At 57.0% G+C, this 15,862-nt stretch carries 17 protein-coding genes and 1 tRNA gene; 10 read left to right on the forward strand and 8 right to left on the reverse strand.

Annotated features, from left to right (window positions below):
• The first annotated feature begins 29 nt into the window (after nucleotides 1–29).
• From ACR0B7_RS00055 to ACR0B7_RS00080, 6 genes are read left to right on the forward strand one after another with little or no spacing between them, the layout of a single operon-like run.
• Nucleotides 30–596, forward strand: coding sequence for a tautomerase family protein (locus ACR0B7_RS00055; protein ID WP_170482007.1), 567 nt, complete (start codon nucleotides 30–32; stop codon nucleotides 594–596).
• Nucleotides 593–2,287, forward strand: coding sequence for a hydantoinase B/oxoprolinase family protein (locus ACR0B7_RS00060; protein WP_170576592.1), 1,695 nt, complete (start codon nucleotides 593–595; stop codon nucleotides 2,285–2,287). The genes ACR0B7_RS00055 and ACR0B7_RS00060 overlap by 4 nt, the downstream gene beginning before the upstream one ends.
• Nucleotides 2,284–4,344 (forward strand): hydantoinase/oxoprolinase family protein, encoded by a 2,061-nt coding sequence (locus tag ACR0B7_RS00065; RefSeq protein ID WP_170482003.1) that lies wholly within the window; start codon nucleotides 2,284–2,286, stop codon nucleotides 4,342–4,344. Before ACR0B7_RS00060 ends, ACR0B7_RS00065 begins: the two co-directional genes overlap by 4 nt.
• The gene (locus tag ACR0B7_RS00070) at nucleotides 4,345–4,965 is read left to right on the forward strand and encodes a cysteine hydrolase family protein (protein ID WP_170482000.1); all 621 of its coding nucleotides are present in this window, start codon (nucleotides 4,345–4,347) and stop codon (nucleotides 4,963–4,965) included.
• Nucleotides 4,962–5,828 (forward strand): isocitrate lyase/phosphoenolpyruvate mutase family protein, encoded by an 867-nt coding sequence (locus ACR0B7_RS00075; protein WP_170481997.1) that lies wholly within the window; start codon nucleotides 4,962–4,964, stop codon nucleotides 5,826–5,828. Before ACR0B7_RS00070 ends, ACR0B7_RS00075 begins: the two co-directional genes overlap by 4 nt.
• Nucleotides 5,812–7,179, forward strand: coding sequence for an FAD-dependent oxidoreductase (locus ACR0B7_RS00080; protein WP_480680979.1), 1,368 nt, complete (start codon nucleotides 5,812–5,814; stop codon nucleotides 7,177–7,179). Before ACR0B7_RS00075 ends, ACR0B7_RS00080 begins: the two co-directional genes overlap by 17 nt.
• Nucleotides 7,180–7,877: 698 nt before the next feature.
• Here ACR0B7_RS00080 and ACR0B7_RS00085 read toward each other — a convergent pair.
• Together ACR0B7_RS00085 and ACR0B7_RS00090 are read right to left on the reverse strand one after the other, a co-directional pair.
• Complete coding sequence (locus ACR0B7_RS00085; RefSeq protein ID WP_170569484.1) at nucleotides 7,878–8,327, reverse strand: terminase small subunit; 450 nt, start codon at nucleotides 8,325–8,327, stop codon at nucleotides 7,878–7,880.
• 93 nt (nucleotides 8,328–8,420) lie between these two features.
• Complete coding sequence (locus tag ACR0B7_RS00090) at nucleotides 8,421–8,732, reverse strand: terminase small subunit (RefSeq protein WP_170481988.1); 312 nt, start codon at nucleotides 8,730–8,732, stop codon at nucleotides 8,421–8,423.
• A 450-nt stretch (nucleotides 8,733–9,182) separates the two neighbouring features.
• On the opposite strand from ACR0B7_RS00090, the gene ACR0B7_RS00095 reads away from it, so the two are divergent.
• Both ACR0B7_RS00095 and ACR0B7_RS00100 read left to right on the forward strand, forming a co-directional pair.
• On the forward strand, nucleotides 9,183–9,494 hold the full coding sequence (locus ACR0B7_RS00095) for a helix-turn-helix domain-containing protein (protein ID WP_170481986.1): 312 nt from the start codon (nucleotides 9,183–9,185) through the stop codon (nucleotides 9,492–9,494).
• A 367-nt stretch (nucleotides 9,495–9,861) separates the two neighbouring features.
• Nucleotides 9,862–10,041, forward strand: a complete 180-nt coding sequence (locus tag ACR0B7_RS00100) for a hypothetical protein (RefSeq protein WP_170481984.1) — start codon at nucleotides 9,862–9,864, stop codon at nucleotides 10,039–10,041.
• A 98-nt stretch (nucleotides 10,042–10,139) separates the two neighbouring features.
• On the opposite strand, the gene ACR0B7_RS00105 is transcribed toward ACR0B7_RS00100, so the two are convergent.
• The 5 genes from ACR0B7_RS00105 to ACR0B7_RS00125 form a co-directional block, all read right to left on the reverse strand.
• Nucleotides 10,140–10,213: transfer RNA gene (locus ACR0B7_RS00105), tRNA-Gly, on the reverse strand.
• A gap of 66 nt (nucleotides 10,214–10,279) precedes the next feature.
• Nucleotides 10,280–11,107: a polyphosphate kinase gene (locus ACR0B7_RS00110; RefSeq protein WP_170576593.1), complete on the reverse strand. Its 828-nt coding sequence runs from the start codon at nucleotides 11,105–11,107 to the stop codon at nucleotides 10,280–10,282.
• Between the two features lie 128 nt (nucleotides 11,108–11,235).
• On the reverse strand, nucleotides 11,236–12,297 hold the full coding sequence (locus tag ACR0B7_RS00115; protein WP_170389258.1) for a methyltetrahydrofolate cobalamin methyltransferase: 1,062 nt from the start codon (nucleotides 12,295–12,297) through the stop codon (nucleotides 11,236–11,238).
• A gap of 9 nt (nucleotides 12,298–12,306) precedes the next feature.
• A complete protein-coding gene (locus ACR0B7_RS00120) occupies nucleotides 12,307–13,233 on the reverse strand; it encodes a methylenetetrahydrofolate reductase (protein ID WP_170389312.1) in 927 nt (308 codons plus the stop codon).
• A gap of 26 nt (nucleotides 13,234–13,259) precedes the next feature.
• On the reverse strand, nucleotides 13,260–13,556 hold the full coding sequence (locus ACR0B7_RS00125; protein WP_170413140.1) for a virulence factor: 297 nt from the start codon (nucleotides 13,554–13,556) through the stop codon (nucleotides 13,260–13,262).
• Between the two features lie 239 nt (nucleotides 13,557–13,795).
• Here ACR0B7_RS00125 and ACR0B7_RS00130 point away from each other — a divergent pair, with 239 nt between their 5' ends.
• Both ACR0B7_RS00130 and ACR0B7_RS00135 read left to right on the forward strand, forming a co-directional pair.
• Nucleotides 13,796–14,908, forward strand: a complete 1,113-nt coding sequence (locus tag ACR0B7_RS00130) for a Ppx/GppA phosphatase family protein (RefSeq protein ID WP_170481979.1) — start codon at nucleotides 13,796–13,798, stop codon at nucleotides 14,906–14,908.
• A complete protein-coding gene (locus ACR0B7_RS00135) occupies nucleotides 14,908–15,630 on the forward strand; it encodes an RlmE family RNA methyltransferase (protein ID WP_170481968.1) in 723 nt (240 codons plus the stop codon). The genes ACR0B7_RS00130 and ACR0B7_RS00135 overlap by 1 nt, the downstream gene beginning before the upstream one ends.
• Here the strand turns inward: ACR0B7_RS00135 and ACR0B7_RS00140 are convergent.
• On the reverse strand, nucleotides 15,627–15,767 hold the full coding sequence (locus tag ACR0B7_RS00140; RefSeq protein ID WP_170481963.1) for a hypothetical protein: 141 nt from the start codon (nucleotides 15,765–15,767) through the stop codon (nucleotides 15,627–15,629). The genes ACR0B7_RS00135 and ACR0B7_RS00140 overlap by 4 nt on opposite strands.
• Between the last annotated feature and the right edge of the window lie 95 nt (nucleotides 15,768–15,862).

Consider the following 15,862-nt stretch of genomic DNA (forward strand, 5'->3'; position numbering starts at 1 on the left):
GATAATACAATAATCGGAGGAGCTTTTGCATGCCGATCGTCGAATTGCATGTGATCGAGGGCTATAGCGCGCAAGAAAAACAAAGGCTTGGCGTGGCGCTGACCAATGCTGTGCGATTCGTAGTGCCTGCTGCGCCAGAGCTTGTGACCGTCGTGATCCACGACATTTCAGACCAGAACTACTATCGCGGCGGCAAGAGCAGACAGCCTGCTCGGGCCAAAGAAGACCCCGAGCACATCGTGCGCGCCTTCCTGTCCGAAATGAGTGACCGCGCGTTTGAAAGCGCCCGCAAAAGGCTCAGCTCGGACTTCGTGATGCAGTTTCCCGGAACTGCGCCCATGCGAGATCTTGAGGACCTAAGGAGTTGGGCGGCAAACCGGTATCGCCGTGTCGCGAAAATCTACGAGGGGTTCGACGCAATGCAAAGCGATGGCGACGCTGCGATCGTTTATTGCCGGGGAACGTTGTCCGGTGAATGGACCGATGGTTCAGCATTTCAAGGCATTCGCTTCATTGACCGGTTCGAGATTCGGAACGATCTGATCACACGTCAGGATGTCTGGAATGACATTGCAGAAACAAGGGCGCAGGCATGAGCGAGATTGACCCAATTACCCTTACTGTACTTGCAGGCCGCATGGAGCAGATCGCCGACGAAATGGACGCAACCCTATTTCGGGCGGCCTTTAACCCGATCATTGCCGAGGCGCATGACGCCAGCCATGGTCTGTATTCTGCAACAACGGGCGACACTCTGGTTCAGGGTAAGTCCGGGCTTCCGATCTTCGTGGGTGTGATGTCTTTTGCCGTGAAAGCGGTGATTGAAAAGGCCGCGGCGGACGGGGATCTGGAAGACGGCGACATCTATATCTTCAACGATGCGCATATCGGGGGAACACATTTGTCTGATATGCGCCTGGTGCGTCCCTATTTCCGCGATGGCAAGTTGTTCTGCTATCTCGCGTCAGTTGGGCACTGGCACGACGTGGGCGGTGCGGTGCCGGGAAACTATAACCCGGCGGCGACCGAAGTCTTCCAGGAAGCCTTTGTTCTGCCGCCTGTAAAATTGGTGCGTAAAGGCGAGGTTAACCAGGACATTATCGACATTCTGCTGCGTAACACCCGCCTACCTCAATCAGCGATGGGGGATTTGAACGGGCAACTGGGTGCTCTGGATCTTGGGGTCCGTAGAATGGACGAGTTGCTGGACGAATATGATGCCGAAACAGTCTCAGCCGCTCTTGAAGCGCTCAGCGATCGGGCCGAGGTGCTTATGCGATCTGAGTTGCAGGACTTGCCGGATGGCCGGTGGGAGGCCGAAGATTTTCTGGACAATGACGGTATCACAGATGATCCGCTTCGCATCAAACTGGCTCTTGAGATCAAAGGCGATCTAATGATGCTTGATTTCACGGGTTCGTCTCCGCAATGCGCCGGGCCTGTGAACATCGCGCTACCCACGACCGTTGCAACCGCCTATGTGGCTGTTAAACACGTTTTTCCGGCGCTACCTGCCAACGCCGGCGTGATGCGTCCCATCGAAGTCATCGTGCCCGAAGACAGCCTGTTGGCGGCCAAGTTCCCTGCCCCGACAGGTGGATACACAGAAACCATTCTGCGAATGATCGATGTTGTATTCTCGGCCTTTGCCAACGCCGCACCGGATCGGGTTGTCGCCAATGCCTACGGGACAATCAATGCGCTTTCTATCGCCGGTAAACGCTCGAACGGCCAGCCATGGGTGATGTTCAGCTTTTATGGTGGGGGGCACGGCGGTTCGGTCGAGAGCGACGGGCTGAACCACGGTAACGCTCCGATCTCGACGGCGACGATCCCGCCGATGGAAATTCTTGAAGCCGCCTATCCGGTCATGTTTCGCCAGTGGTCTCTGCGCCCCGACAGCGCTGGTACAGGTGCGCATCGCGGGGGGCTTGGAGCTGTCTATGAAATTGAAGTTCTTGAGGAAAACGGCGCTCAAGCGTTTCTGTTCGGCGAACGCGGCAAGTTCGCGCCGAAGGGTATCGCCGACGGTGGCGACGGGGCCATGAATGTCTTCACGTATGAACAAGACGATGGGTGGAAGGCACCGCCGCTGGTTTCAAAAATGAGAGGGATCGAATTGAAACAAGGACAAGCAGTTCGCCTTGAGACACCCGGCGGTGGCGGCTATGGCTCTGCGGGCCGCCGCGCTCCTGCAGCGATCGCCAAAGATGTGGCTCGGGGTCTTGTGAGTGCCGAACTGGCGGATCAGGTCTACGGCACCACATGGCGGGAGTTTGCGCCATGACCGGACGTATGATCGGCGTGGATGTTGGGGGCACGTTCACGGATGTTTTTGTTCTGAACGAAGCAGACGGCAGCGCAACCGTAGCCAAGGTTCCAACCACACGCCCGGATCAATCAGGTGGGTTCCTAGACGGGATCGGGCGCGAGGTCGACGATCCGTCCGAGATCTCAGTAGTGGTGCACGGCACCACGGCAGGCACAAATGCTCTGCTGGAACGCAAAGGGGCCAAGACAGGTGTGATCTGTACTGCAGGTCTGCGGGACGTCTTGGAGATGCGTCGAAGGGACCGGCCGCGCACCTGGGGATTGCGCGGGGATTTCGAACCCGTTGTGGATCGCCGCGACCGTCTGGAGGTGCCGGAACGTACTCTGGCGGATGGCACCATTCGCACACCTGTCGATCTGGTTGCCGTGCGCAAAGCAGCAGAGCAATTGCGAGAGCAAGGATGCGAAGCCATCGCAATCTTGTTCGCCAATGCCTATGCCAACCCTGAAAACGAAGCCGCCGCTGTCGCCGCCGTACGCGAGATTTGGCCAAACCCACATGTATCCGCGTCGTCAGAAATCCTACCGGAAATCCGTGAATTCGAACGGTTCTCGACCACGGCGCTGAATGCCTATCTGCAACCCGAAGTTTCAGGCTATCTGACCCGCCTGGAAAACGCCCTGCAATCCGGCGGGTTCGATGGCGAGTTCATGATCGTGCAGTCCAATGGTGGGGTCATGGGGGTCAACACAGCGTCCCGCCTTCCGGTGCGTACAGCATTGTCTGGTCCGGCGGCGGGTGTGATTGCAGCAGGTTACATTGCGCAGTCTGCTGGCTTCGACAAAGTGATCACGGGGGATATGGGCGGCACCAGTTTTGATGTTTCGCTGATATCACAGGGGCAGACGATGTTGTCGGCCCAGACCTCCATCGATTTTGGGATGGTTGTGCGCAGCCCAATGATCGAAATAACAACCATCGGAGCAGGCGGAGGGTCAATCGCCTGGGTCGATAAGGGTGGATTGTTAAATATCGGCCCTGAAAGCGCTGGATCAAATCCCGGTCCTGTTGCCTACGGTCTGGGAAATGATCGTCCAACGGTGACAGATGCCAATGTCGTGTTGGGTCGTATCGATCCGGACAACCCAATCGGTGGCAAACTGGAAAGGCTGGACGTGGAGGCCGCTGGCAAAGCGATCGATATCCACGTCGGCGAACCGCTCGGTTTATCCAGGCTTGAGGCCGCCGAGGCTATCCTGCGCGTCGCCAATTCCCGTATGGCCGGAGCGATCCGTCTTGTAAGCATCGAGCGCGGCTTTGACCCCAAACGATTTGCCTTTATGCCGTTCGGTGGTGGCGGAGCTTTGCATGCGGGGGCAATGCTGGCCGAAGTGGAGATCGCCCGCGCGATCATTCCACGTTATCCTGGTGTCACCTCGGCACTAGGTTGTGTGATCGCCGACATGCGGCAAGATTTCGTACAGACGATCAACACACTGGTCACGCAGTTGGACAAAGCTGCTTTGGGCGCATTCATGCAAGAGCACGTGGACCAGGGTATGGCGCTGCTTGACGCATCGCGGACCACCTTCGACAGGCGTGAGATCTCATTCGAGCTGGATATGGCTTATTTGGGTCAAACGCATACCGTGCCGGTGCCACTGACCGTTACGATGACAAACGGCAAGGTTGCACCTCCAAGCAAAGCCGACATCGAAGAGGCATTCGATACGGCTTATAACGCCACCTATGGAAGACTGCTGAAAAACGGCGTGCGGCGCATATTGAATCTGCGTAGCGCTGTAACGGGCAAGCGGCCGAAATTCGATCTTTCTTCCCTTGCTCCCACAACAGAAGGCAGTGTCACGCCCTCGTCGACGCGAAAAGTTCACTTCGGAGATGCCTGGCATGACACAGCCATCTATGATCGCTTGTCGCTTCCGGTTGGCACGCTGGTCAAAGGTCCCGCCATTCTGACCCAACCAGACACGACCGTCCTGATCGAACCGGATTTTCAAGGGCGCGTGGACTCCTTTGGCAACACGATTATCGAACCACGGGAGGAGGACTGAATGAGCGAACCAGAAACCTGGGACCCGCGCCAAACGGCGTTGCTGACTATCGATCTTCAGAACGACTTTATTCATCCTGAGGGAGCCTATGGCCGCGCTGGCCAGTCGGCGCAAGAAATCGCGGCTCTTCCCGAACGCATCGCGCCCTTGGCGCGAAAGTTGCAAGCCGCGGGCGGACGCTATTTTTCGGCGCAGTTCACACTTGTACCCGACCGCAACGGCGAGCCATTGATTGCGCCACACCTGCAGAAATTGCGTCCGTTCCTGACCAAGGGCGACTTCGCACCGGGCGGGTTTGGTCACAGTTTGGTCGATACGATGCAACCCTGCGATTTCGTTATCGAAAAAGTTGCCTACTCGGCCTTCTACCAGACTCGGCTGGAATATCTGATGCGCGTTTTGGGTATCGAGAACCTGATCGTCGGGGGCATCGTGACCAATGGCGGTGTTGCCTCAACTCTGCGCGATGCGCATTTGCGGGATTTCGACACCGTTATGCTGACAGACGGATGTGCCGCCTTTCGGCAAGAGGTTCATGACGCAACACTCCTGTCACTGGGCACCGTCACGCATCAGCGAAATTGCGATCAAATGTTGAACTGGTTGGAGGGAGCCAAATGAGTCTTAAATCCCGACTGGCAAAGAAAGAAATTCTGGTTGCACCAGGCGTGTATGACGGTCTGACGGCTTCGCTGGCAGAAAAAGCAGGCTTCGAGGCGCTGTATCTGAGCGGCGCGGCTGTAGCGTACACGCGACTTGGCCGTCCCGATATCGGGCTATCTACGGCGTCCGAGATGGCGGACACGATGTCGCTGATTGCCGATCGGGTCTCGTTACCCGTCATCATCGACGCCGATACCGGCTTTGGAAACGCATTGAACGCTCAGCGTACCATGCGACTATATGAGCGTGCCGGTGCATCCGCACTGCAAGTCGAAGATCAGACCTTTCCGAAGCGCTGCGGTCATCTGACGGACAAATCCCTTATCCCGAAGCAGGAAATGGCTGGAAAGATAGCAGCGATGGCCGACGCGCGCGCCAGAAGTGAAACGCTAATCATTGCCCGCACGGACGCCATCGCCGTTGAGGGGTTCAGCGCAGCTATCGAGCGCGCGGAAACTTATCTTGAGGCTGGTGCGGATGTACTTTTCCTCGAAGCGCCCCAAAGCCTCGAACAGCTGACGTCCATCGCTGACCGGTTTGCCCCGCGCGTTCCCCTGTTGGCGAACATGGTCGAAGGCGGCGCGACCCCGATCCTTGGTGCCGACGATCTAGAGGCTCAGGGTTATTCCATCGTCATTTTCCCCGGCGGGATCGTCCGGGCTTTGGCCAAAACCGCTCAGGCCTACTATCAGAGCCTGGCAGAGAATGGCTCCAACAAGCCCTTCGCACAGAACATGTTCGACTTCGGCGGTCTGAACGAAGTCATCGGAACCGCCGAGATGCTCGATGCCGGGGCCCGCTATGATGACGCCCACGGTTGAGAGTTTAGCACCCGATCAGTTTGATCTGAAGACCGGTACCCTGATCATCGGCGCAGGGGCTTGCGGTCTGGTCGCGGCCCTGTCGGCTTCGGAGGCGGGACAGGACGTGCTGGTGATCGAAGCCGATCCGGTTCCAAGCGGTTCAACCGCGTTGTCCGCCGGGTTGATCCCTGCTTCTGGCACAAAAGTTCAACAGGCCGCGGGGATCATGGACGACGCGGTTCTCTTTGCCGGCGACATTCAGTCGAAGGCCCACAGCGAGAACGATCAAGCTCTGGTCGATTTGTTGACCAGCAATGCCGCGGAAGTCATCGACTGGCTGTATGAACGCCACGCCCTGCCCTTCTCGGTTGTCACGGATTTCGACTACCCCGGTCACTCGCGCCGTCGGATGCACGGGCTGCCGACGCGCTCGGGACAAGAGTTGATCGACGCGCTTCGCAGCGCCTGCGAGCGTGAAGGTTTGGACATCATCTGCAATCGCCGCGCCACAACGCTGTTTCGGAATCAGGACCAGATTTCAGGTGTTGCCGTAGTAGGCCCGAACGCAACAGTCGAAACCATTGCCTGCGACCGGCTTATCCTTGCCTGCAACGGTTTTGGTGGCAACCCCGCCCTCGTTTCAGAGCATATGCCGCAAATCGAAAATGCACTGTGGTTCGGGCATTGCGGTAACCGAGGTGAGGCTGTTATGTGGGCAGAGGGGCTGGGTGCAGGGCTGCAAAACCTGGGGGCTTATCAAGGCCATGGCAATGTCGCGCACCCACATGGAATCCTGATAACCTGGGCGGTGATTACCGAAGGCGGCATACAGGTGAACCGCGACGGTCATCGTTTCTGGGACGAGTCTCAAGGCTATTCTGAGGCCGCCCGCGCGGTACTGGCGCAGCCCGACGGAGAAGCCTTCGCGATCTTTGACGGCCGCATCGCCGCCATTGCGCGCCAGTTCGAGGATTTCAAGCGCGCGGAAGAAACAGGCGCGATCCGGTCCGCTGATACAATCAAAGACCTATCGAAGGCACTAGGGCTACCATCATTGGCTTTGGAACAAGCAATTCGAGAAATCCCCATTGGCGGCAAGGATCAATTCGGCCGATCTTTCAACCCGCCACCTTTGGCGCCACCTTACATGGGCGTCCGCGTCTCAGGGGCCCTATTCCATACCCAAGGCGGTTTGCGCGTCGACTCCTCTGCGCGCGTCCTCAAAGAGGACGGCTCCGCATTCACCAACCTTTATGCAGGCGGCGGCGCGGCTGTTGGTGTGTCGGGCAAAGGGGACAGCGGGTATCTTTCCGGAAATGGCTTGCTGAGTGCCGTTGTGTTGGGTCGCATAGCTGGGTTGAGTGCGTGATGCCAAATTTGTGCATTCTAACTATCGGAACCGGTGGTGTCGTTCTGTCTGGGAGCTAAACGTTCGAAGGCGGTTTGATGGTGTTCGGAAGAATAGGTTGGCCTGAAGGCAATGACATGGTTGCAGAACGCGAAGCAAATGCCAGCCTTGTTCGGCGGTCGAGGTTTCACGATGACTTGCACTTAGTGGCCGCGAATTGTGCGGAACCCGCCGCCGATGGATCAGAAGGCCGGACGACATACGAGGCGTTCTACCCACTGTGTGTATCCGATTACCCAGTTCTGCCCGCTGACGTTTAGCGTCTTTGGAACACCAGCTCCAAAGCAGACAATGCGCTCGTGTTTGGGGTCAGATTGCAGTTCCTTTTGTATCAACCGAAAAGCCAGAAAGAAACCCAACCGAATGACCCATCAAGGCTGCTTCCCGCTAATCCAAAGATAATGTGGGAAGGTCACCTCTGAGCTCTTTGCCATCATAAGACGGTTTCTATCGGATGACGGGTTCTCATGCTGAGCGGTCAGTACTCGGTAGATTCCGTCAACTGCGCTATCGTGTTTCAAGGGCGACAGGAGGATTTCCCATATCGCATCAATTCTGGCTCGACCACGAGCGTCTCAACCGCATCGAGAATATTTTCCCGAAAACACGTGGCGTTGCTGGGCTATATGACCGAAGGGCTCTCAGCGGTACCATCCATTTCACCAGCGACGGCCTGCGATAGAGGGCGCACCAACCAAGTAGTCACTTTCGTTGCCGGGTTTGACGGGTACTGCGTTCCCTGTGCCCATCATGCGCTGAACAAGGCGGTCGAGCGGGCTTGTCTCTTCCGGCGCGACCTTGCCTGCGAACATGCCGAAGTGCTTGGCGATATTCTCCAGCGCCTTGGCGCGGTCCTGCATCTTGATTTCAATACCCTGCTTGGTTTCCTTCACGCCATCGAACAGGAGGCGCGCAGCGGGGCTGAGATTGCGGGTGTCGGCCATGCGGGTGACTTCGATCCCCATGCCGGAACACTCAGGACAGGCGGCATTTGGTGGATCTGTGAGGCGATAGCCGTAGCCGCCCGCGTCGTCAGGGATGCGCGGATCTTCGATTGCGCCCGACATCGCAACGTCACGCGCTTTCTCGTAGTGGAACATCGAGAACACGACCTCTGCCTTGCGCTCGGTGACCTCCCGTTCTGATTTCCACTGGAACTGATGGTTGATGCCGTAGCAGTAACGGCAGGGCGCGATGATGTGCTATGTCAGTCCGTTGGGGTCTGCCAGTGCGATCTGTGTCCAGAGGCCAACAATCCCCTCTGCGTCGAGCATAGCCTTGCTCTCGACCTGTTTCCGGGTCTCTGCGATGGCTGAGGCGACCTTAACATTGCTTAACAATCGCGACCCTTGGGCCTCTGCTGATCCTTCCGCATATCCGGCGCTGATTGCAGCCTGTTTCGCGTTCGGTTCGGCAAGGTAGGCAAGCACAAAATCCCGCTGGCGCAGGTTCAGTCCGTATGGGCCGAGCCATGCGGTATCTGCCAGTGCTGGGTTGTTGGTTGCGTTGCTCATTCCGGGGCCGGGCCTCTTGCGCCTCAAAATCCCACTCAGGTTAGGCGACAACGACGCTACTAGCAACACATGCAAGCAACCTCACGCCCCTCCACCACCAATGTATTTGTTTAATTGTTTCTTTAGTGACCTCTGGCTGACCTCTGACTGACCTCAAAAATACAATTTATTTTTTTAATTCAATAACCTTCATGACCTCAATCCAGACCCCTATGCCGACCCCGGCAGACGCATAGACTATTTAGTGACACATTCACTTTAGCCTCCCATTGAAGCAACATGTCGCATAGAAATAAAACTGAAAAGGCAATGAGCTAACGCCCTAGCCTGAGCAATTGTCTTTCATGCACGTTGAGCGGCAAGAACTCAGTTCGCCAAACACAAAATGATACTCTACAGAGCAAGATTTAAACTCTTGATAACATTGTAAGCTTCCGGTTGTTTAGAGACATGAAACTTAGAATCAAAGAGATCCGTGTAGCACGGGGCCTTACGCAAGAAGAGCTTGCAAATAAGATACAATTTTCACGATCTTATTTGGCGCAGCTAGAAAGCGGTGCGAGAGAATTGACAACTAAGAAGCTGGCCGCAATCGCTGCAGCACTGGAAGTAGATCCTAAAGAGATCGTAGACTTCAATGCACCTGATCAAAGACAAGAGGCTCTCATAATAGAAGCATTTCGCTCGCTATCTCCGGACCAACGAAAGTCTTGGCTGGATTTGGCAAAGGTCACATTGGGGTCGAAGAGTGAAGACCGCTAGCTCGTTCTCAGCTTTTCGTAAACTTACCCGACCGACACCCGCTCTAGATTGATCAACATAAACTCGCGCGTCAGAACGCGGCGCATACTGCACCTGAAAGGCTGTCTTGGCCTCTGTGTTCTCGCGTTTAGGCTTCTTGCGGTTCTCTACTGGTAGAGATCGCTCAGGAACTCGCTGAATGTCTCCGTTTGCAAGATGGCCCTCGCCATCGGGTCGTCCTGCATCTGGCTCGGCTGGATCGGAAAAGAGATCCCGCCCGCTGTCTTGTTGTGCAGCGTTTCGCTTTCCAATGCGAGACAGCACCATCTACAAAGACGCCAAAGCGTTGGGGCTGAAACTGGCAACCGCAAAATTGAAAAGGTGACGCATGAACAACCCTAAACCAATTTACGTGAAGCTGTCACAGATCCCGGAACTCTACGATCTGTCGCAGTATTCGATCTATCGGGCCGAGAAAGACGCGAAACTGACCATTCACCGTGGCACAGGCGTCAATCTGGTGAAGGTCGCGGATCTGGAAAACCTGATCGAAAGAAAGGCCGCCTAATCGACGGGTATAAAAACTCAGATGTGGGGCAGAATGTGGGGCAACTACGGCAGACCAATTTTTATATTGTTTAATTTCAAATAATTAATGGAATTTTATGGAGCGGGTAGCGGGAATCGAACCCGCGCGTTCAGCTTGGGAAGCTGACAGGCTACCATTACATCATACCCGCCGCGTGGGATTAAATAGCATTGGCTCGGGACCAGCTTCAAGCGCGTTTCAACACGGAACCGCATGATTACTCTGTCCGGGCACGCAAGCTGTCGATCAGCGATTGTTCAACGTCCAAGGCTGCGCGCGCGGCATCAAGGGTTCGCTGATCCAGATGTTGCGGGCTCAGGTCGATGTCCTTGTAGAACGTTTCGACAATGGCACGCATCGCCTTGATCCGAGAGTATTTTTTGTTGTTCGCTGGGATAACGTGCCACGGTGCAATCTCGGTCGATGTCCGAGCCAACATTTCATCTACGGCTACTTGAGCTTCGGCCCAGCGTTCACGATTGCGGAAATCCTCATAAGTCAACTTCCAGCGTTTCATCGGGTTGCGCAGACGTTCGGTGAACCGCGCCATCTGCTCCTCGGGCGAGATATGGAAGAACAACTTTACAATCCGAGTGCCATCGTCGACCAACATCCGCTCAAAGTCGTTGATTTCGCGATAGGCCGCACGCCAGCGGTGTTCGGGAGTGAATTTTTCCAGCCGCTCAACCAACACGCGCCCGTACCAACTGCGGTCAAATGCCGAAATCGCCCCTTCTGGCGGCAGTCGTTCCCAAAACCGCAGAAGATAATGGCGGTTCAGATAATAGTTTCGCGGTGCACCGATTGGCCATACCTTGAAACTACGCGGGTCAAGCGCCTGACTGATCCGCCGGATCGTACCGCCCTTGCCCGCTGCGTCCCATCCCTCAAACACCAGTACGCCTTTGGCGCCGTGGAACAAAAACGCCTGCTGTATCAACGCCAGTTGCGATTGGAGGTCTACAAGTTGTTCAAAATACTCTTTTTTGCCCAGCCGCTTGCCCAGATCGGCATCGGCCAGCTTGGGAGGAAGATGTTTACTCATGAAAGTGCGCGGCCTCTCTAGACGGATCGCGATCAGTGTCGCAGTTTCGCACGAGCCCGGCATTGATCGGTGTCAAAACGAAAAAGGCCGGGCTTTTGCCCGGCCTCTGTATCAAAACGTATTGCGGATCAGGCGCGGCGGCGGCGACCACCACCACGACGACCACCTGCAGCACCTGCTGCACCGGCTTCCTCGGGCGATTTGTTGAACCGAATCCACTCGCCACCATGAGCATCGTTGTTGGTCAGCAAGTTGGCGGCGCGTATGGCCTCCATCTCTTTGCCGGCGCGCGGTTTGGTTGAACCGAGACCGAACATCTGAACAAACGCCTCATCGTCCATACCGTCTGGAAGAATGATGCCAGCCGCGGCGACCGCCTCTTTCTTTTCTGCAATCTTCTTCTGCGTCACCGGCAGAGCCACCGGGTTCATGATCGCCGAAGTCATACCAGCACCCATTGCCATCGGCAGGAAGGCGTTGTTGATACCGTGGCGGTTCGGCAGACCGAACGAGATGTTGGACGCACCGCAGGTGGTGTTCACGCCCAGTTCCTCGCGCAGGCGACGGACAAGGGCAAATACCTGCTGACCGGCGGTTGCCATTGCGCCGATCGGCATCACCAGCGGGTCAACCACAATGTCATGGGCCGGGATGCCGAAATCGGCGGCGCGTTCCACGATCTTTTTGGCCACGTCAAACCGCACGTCGGGGTCTTCGGAAATCCCGGTGTCGTCGTTCGAGATCGCCACAACCGGCACGTTGTATTTCTTGACCAGCGGCAGAACCAGTTCCAGACGCTCCTCCTCGCCCGTAACCGAGTTCAGCAGCGGACGGCCCTCTGCCGCCTCAAGACCGGCTTCCAACGCACCAGGAACCGAGCTGTCAATGCACAGCGGCACTTCGACCAAACCCTGCACGAGTTCGACGATCTTCCGCATCAGCGGTGGCTCGGTCTCGTTGGGGTTGGGGTTCGAGTTGTAGACAACGCCCGCGTTGATATCCAGGACGGTCGCGCCCGCTGCAACCTGTGCCAGCGCGTCCTTTTCAACGGTCGAGAAGTCGCCCGCTTCCAGTTCCGCGGCCAGTTTCTTACGGCCTGTGGGGTTGATCCGCTCACCGATCACACAGAACGGTTCGTCAAAGCCCAGAACGGCAGTTTTTGTTTTTGATTCTACGACTGTACGGGTCATATCCGTTCCTTAGGAGTTTACAGGCTTTGCCGAAGCGCCGCCGTTGTTGATGGCCCAGTTGGCATTGGTCTTAATGCCGCCAAGAGGGAAGAAGTGCACGTTGGTGATGTTGAAATCTGGGTTAGCCGCCTTGTGGTTGGCCAGTTCGGTGATCACATCAGTCGGCTCATAGGGCAGCAGCAGCTTGGACACGTCCATCGCGCGTTTCTGCAGAACCTTCAGCGAGGGGCCAACGCCGCAGGCGATCGCGAATTTGATCAGGGTCTGCAGCTTGGCCGGGCCTGCAATACCGATATGGATCGGCAGGTCGATGCCCGCAGCCTTCAGACCATCCGCCCATTCGATGATCGGCTTGGCGTCGAACGCGAACTGCGTCGCCAGCGCCATTTCAGCATCGGTGGTTTCGTTGAACTTCTGTTTCCAGCGCAGCGCGTCATCGACGTTTTTGGTCGAGCCGTCCGGGTCGATGTCCTTGTTGCCCTCGGGGTGACCTGCAACGTGCAGACGCTTGAAGCCTGCCTTGTCGAAAAGGCCGGTCTCTAACAGCTGCATCGAGCTGTCGAACGCGCCATGCGGATTGGCGACTCCACCAGCCAGCAAAAGCGCCTGTTCAACGCCCGCTTCGCCCTGATACATCGAAATCCAGTTTTCCAGCGTGGCGGCATCCTTGATGATCCGTGCCGGAAAGTGCGGCATGACCGGATAGCCTTCGGCAGCGATGCGTTTGGCGGTCTGGACCATATCTTCGATCGGGGTGCCCTCGATATGGGCGATGTAGACGCGAGTGCCTTCGGGCAACAGCGCCCGGAAATCCTCGACCTTTTCAGCGGTGCGGGGCATCACCTCGATCGAATAGCCCTGCAAAAAGGCTTCGACGGTCGGATTCACTGGGCCGTTTTCGACCGCATCACGTTTTTTGAAGTTCAGCAAAGCCATCACGGCCTCCCATATAGATTTGGGGCTCATGCCCAACCGTCATTGGCGATCAGAGCCTTGATACGCTCTTGATCGTATTCCGTTTCCAAACGCGCCGCTTCTGCCTCGGCGATCTCGGACGGATCGCCCTCGATTGCAAAGGGTTCAGCCTTGCGCCATTCGGCAAGGTAGGCATCGCTGTCCTTGGCGTTCACCTTCATGGCCGCCCGGTCGATGGCTTGCTCGAACCGTTCTTCCAACTGTCGCTTGGCACCCCGTCGGCCTTTGCCGACGATGACTTGAGCTGGGATATCGCGCCAGTAAACGATGGTGACGTCAGGCATCGCGTGTGATTCCTCCTAACCAGATGGACCGGTTCTAAACTTCTATATGGGCTCAGGTCGGTCGATTTTCGACACAAGGCGCATTTCAAACGACCTTTTTGCCCCGATGGGATAGCCGCCTTGTAGCGAACCTTTGGGCAAACGCTCACATCAAAATTCTCATCACTTTAATGAGCGTCTTGCACGACGCGAATGCGCGACCTATGGTCGAGGTAACTCGAAAATTGGAGGGCGTTACGATGGCGCCCAAGCGTCCCAAAGGTGCGGGCGCGTTCCCGAAGGCGGTCGAAAGCCCCGCGCCGGCAAGACCCGATCCAGATGCGTTGTATGCAGCGCTGGATCTGGGGACAAATAGCTGCCGCATGTTGATAGCCCAGCCCAAGGGCAGCGGGTTCCATGTGGTCGACAGCTTCTCGAAATCCGTGCAGTTGGGCGCGGGTCTTGAGAGAACCGGGCGTTTGTCCCGGTCATCAATGGCGCGCACCATTCAGGCGCTGCGCATCTGCCAGCAAAAGCTGAAGCGCAATAAAGTCAAACGGATGCGGCTGGTCGCAACCGAAGCCTGTCGCCGCGCCAAGAACTCACGCGATTTCATCCGCCAGGTGAAACGCGAAACCGGACTGACGCTTGAGATCATCCAGCCCGAGGAGGAGGCACGCCTTGCCGTGATCTCGTGCGCACCGCTGGTTTCAACCAAGACCGAGCAACTGCTGGTCGTGGATATCGGCGGCGGGTCGACCGAATTGGTGTGGATCGACGTTTCCTCTGTTCCGCGCCGGGATCGGCCTGCGGCGATCATGCGCCTGCACAACGGCTTTCACACGGCCGACAGCCCCTTTCCTGCGGCCAAGGTCGTGGACTGGATCAGTGTTCCGCTGGGCGTCGCGACCCTGCGGGACCAGTTCAACGATGTCGAAGACGATTCGGCCCGGTTTGCCCTGATGAGCTGGTTCTTTGAAGAAAACCTGGCCGATTTTGCCCCCTACAAGGATGAACAGGCGCGTGAAGGGTTTCAGATCGTCGGAACCAGCGGCACAGTGACAACCGTGGCTGCCTCCCACCTTGGTCTCAAGCGATATGACCGGACAAAAGTGGATGGCCTGCGCATGACCAGCGATCAGATTGACAAAGTGATACGCGGTTATCTAGAACTCGGCCCTCAGGGTCGACGCCGGGACCCGCGCATTGGCGATGACCGGCAGGCTCTGATAATGTCCGGCTCGGCCATCTTGCAGGCACTGTTGCGCTGCTGGCCCACCGACCGCCTTTCAGTGGCGGATCGTGGGCTGCGCGAAGGTCTGCTATATGCACAAATGAGCGCGGACGGCGTATTGGAAGACGGACCGTTCTGATGGCGAAGACACCAAGTGGCAAAAACACCTCAGGTCGCGGACAACGCGACCTGAAGGTTAAGGTTAAGACTGCACGCGGGCGCAAGCTCAGCTCGACCCGCTGGCTCGAGCGGCAGTTGAATGACCCATACGTAAAGCGCGCAACTGCCGAAGGGTATCGCGGGCGCGCGGCCTATAAGATATTGGAGCTGGACGACAAGTTTCGCTTTCTGGTCCCCGGCGCGCGGGTTGTTGATCTGGGCTGCGCCCCCGGCGGCTGGTTGCAGGTCGCCGTCAAACGGGTGAACGCGCTGGGCGAAAAAAGCGGCAAGCGGATCGGCACGGTTCTGGGCGTAGACCTGCAAGAGGTCGAGCCCGTCGCGGGTGCCACGGCCCATGTGCTGGACTTCATGGAGGACGACGCCGACCAGAAGGTCAAGGATTGGCTGGGCGGCAAGGCGGATGTGGTGATGTCGGACATGGCCGCCGCCTCATCGGGGCACAAGCAGACTGACCATTTGCGGATCATGGCACTGTGCGAGACAGCCGCCTATTTCGCGTTTGACGTGCTGGAAGAAGGTGGCACCTTCGTGGCCAAGGTCTTGGCAGGTGGCGCCGAGGGCGATCTGCAAAAGCTGCTAAAACAGAAATTCACCAAGGTGGCCAACGTAAAGCCACCTGCATCCCGGTCAGACAGTTCTGAGAAATTTGTTGTGGCTACTGGATTTAGGGGCAACTCTTAATCTTCAAGCGAAACTCGCTCTTCGGTCAGAACCTGCTCGCGCAGAGACGCCGCCGCGATACCCTGCAGCAGCAGAGCCTCTCCGTGATTCAGGTATTGCGGCTTGCGTGTGCGCAGGTCTTCAATGCGCTGAGACATTGATAGCGGCCGTTGCAGCTGCGATATGCGAACCGGTTTTCCAAACATTTCAAACCCCTTACCGGAGAAAGTTTCCACTCTTTCCGGTTTGGATA

It is taken from the genome of Ruegeria sp. BB6 (assembly GCF_056539385.1).

What these genes read in the sequence shown, in the direction of transcription:
- ACR0B7_RS00130 (WP_170481979.1), top strand. Translation starts at nt 13,796, where the DNA reads ATGGCGCCCAAGCGTCCCAAAGGTGCGGGCGCGTTCCCGAAGGCGGTC.
- ACR0B7_RS00115 (WP_170389258.1), bottom strand. Translation starts at nt 12,297, where the DNA reads ATGACCCGTACAGTCGTAGAATCAAAAACAAAAACTGCCGTTCTGGGC.
- ACR0B7_RS00110 (WP_170576593.1), bottom strand. Translation starts at nt 11,107, where the DNA reads ATGAGTAAACATCTTCCTCCCAAGCTGGCCGATGCCGATCTGGGCAAG.
- ACR0B7_RS00060 (WP_170576592.1), top strand. Translation starts at nt 593, where the DNA reads ATGAGCGAGATTGACCCAATTACCCTTACTGTACTTGCAGGCCGCATG.
- ACR0B7_RS00100 (WP_170481984.1), top strand. Translation starts at nt 9,862, where the DNA reads ATGAACAACCCTAAACCAATTTACGTGAAGCTGTCACAGATCCCGGAA.
- ACR0B7_RS00095 (WP_170481986.1), top strand. Translation starts at nt 9,183, where the DNA reads ATGAAACTTAGAATCAAAGAGATCCGTGTAGCACGGGGCCTTACGCAA.
- ACR0B7_RS00065 (WP_170482003.1), top strand. Translation starts at nt 2,284, where the DNA reads ATGACCGGACGTATGATCGGCGTGGATGTTGGGGGCACGTTCACGGAT.
- ACR0B7_RS00080 (WP_480680979.1), top strand. Translation starts at nt 5,812, where the DNA reads ATGACGCCCACGGTTGAGAGTTTAGCACCCGATCAGTTTGATCTGAAG.
- ACR0B7_RS00125 (WP_170413140.1), bottom strand. Translation starts at nt 13,556, where the DNA reads ATGCCTGACGTCACCATCGTTTACTGGCGCGATATCCCAGCTCAAGTC.
- ACR0B7_RS00120 (WP_170389312.1), bottom strand. Translation starts at nt 13,233, where the DNA reads ATGGCTTTGCTGAACTTCAAAAAACGTGATGCGGTCGAAAACGGCCCA.
- ACR0B7_RS00075 (WP_170481997.1), top strand. Translation starts at nt 4,962, where the DNA reads ATGAGTCTTAAATCCCGACTGGCAAAGAAAGAAATTCTGGTTGCACCA.
- ACR0B7_RS00090 (WP_170481988.1), bottom strand. Translation starts at nt 8,732, where the DNA reads ATGAGCAACGCAACCAACAACCCAGCACTGGCAGATACCGCATGGCTC.
- ACR0B7_RS00140 (WP_170481963.1), bottom strand. Translation starts at nt 15,767, where the DNA reads ATGTCTCAGCGCATTGAAGACCTGCGCACACGCAAGCCGCAATACCTG.
- ACR0B7_RS00135 (WP_170481968.1), top strand. Translation starts at nt 14,908, where the DNA reads ATGGCGAAGACACCAAGTGGCAAAAACACCTCAGGTCGCGGACAACGC.
- ACR0B7_RS00055 (WP_170482007.1), top strand. Translation starts at nt 30, where the DNA reads ATGCCGATCGTCGAATTGCATGTGATCGAGGGCTATAGCGCGCAAGAA.
- ACR0B7_RS00070 (WP_170482000.1), top strand. Translation starts at nt 4,345, where the DNA reads ATGAGCGAACCAGAAACCTGGGACCCGCGCCAAACGGCGTTGCTGACT.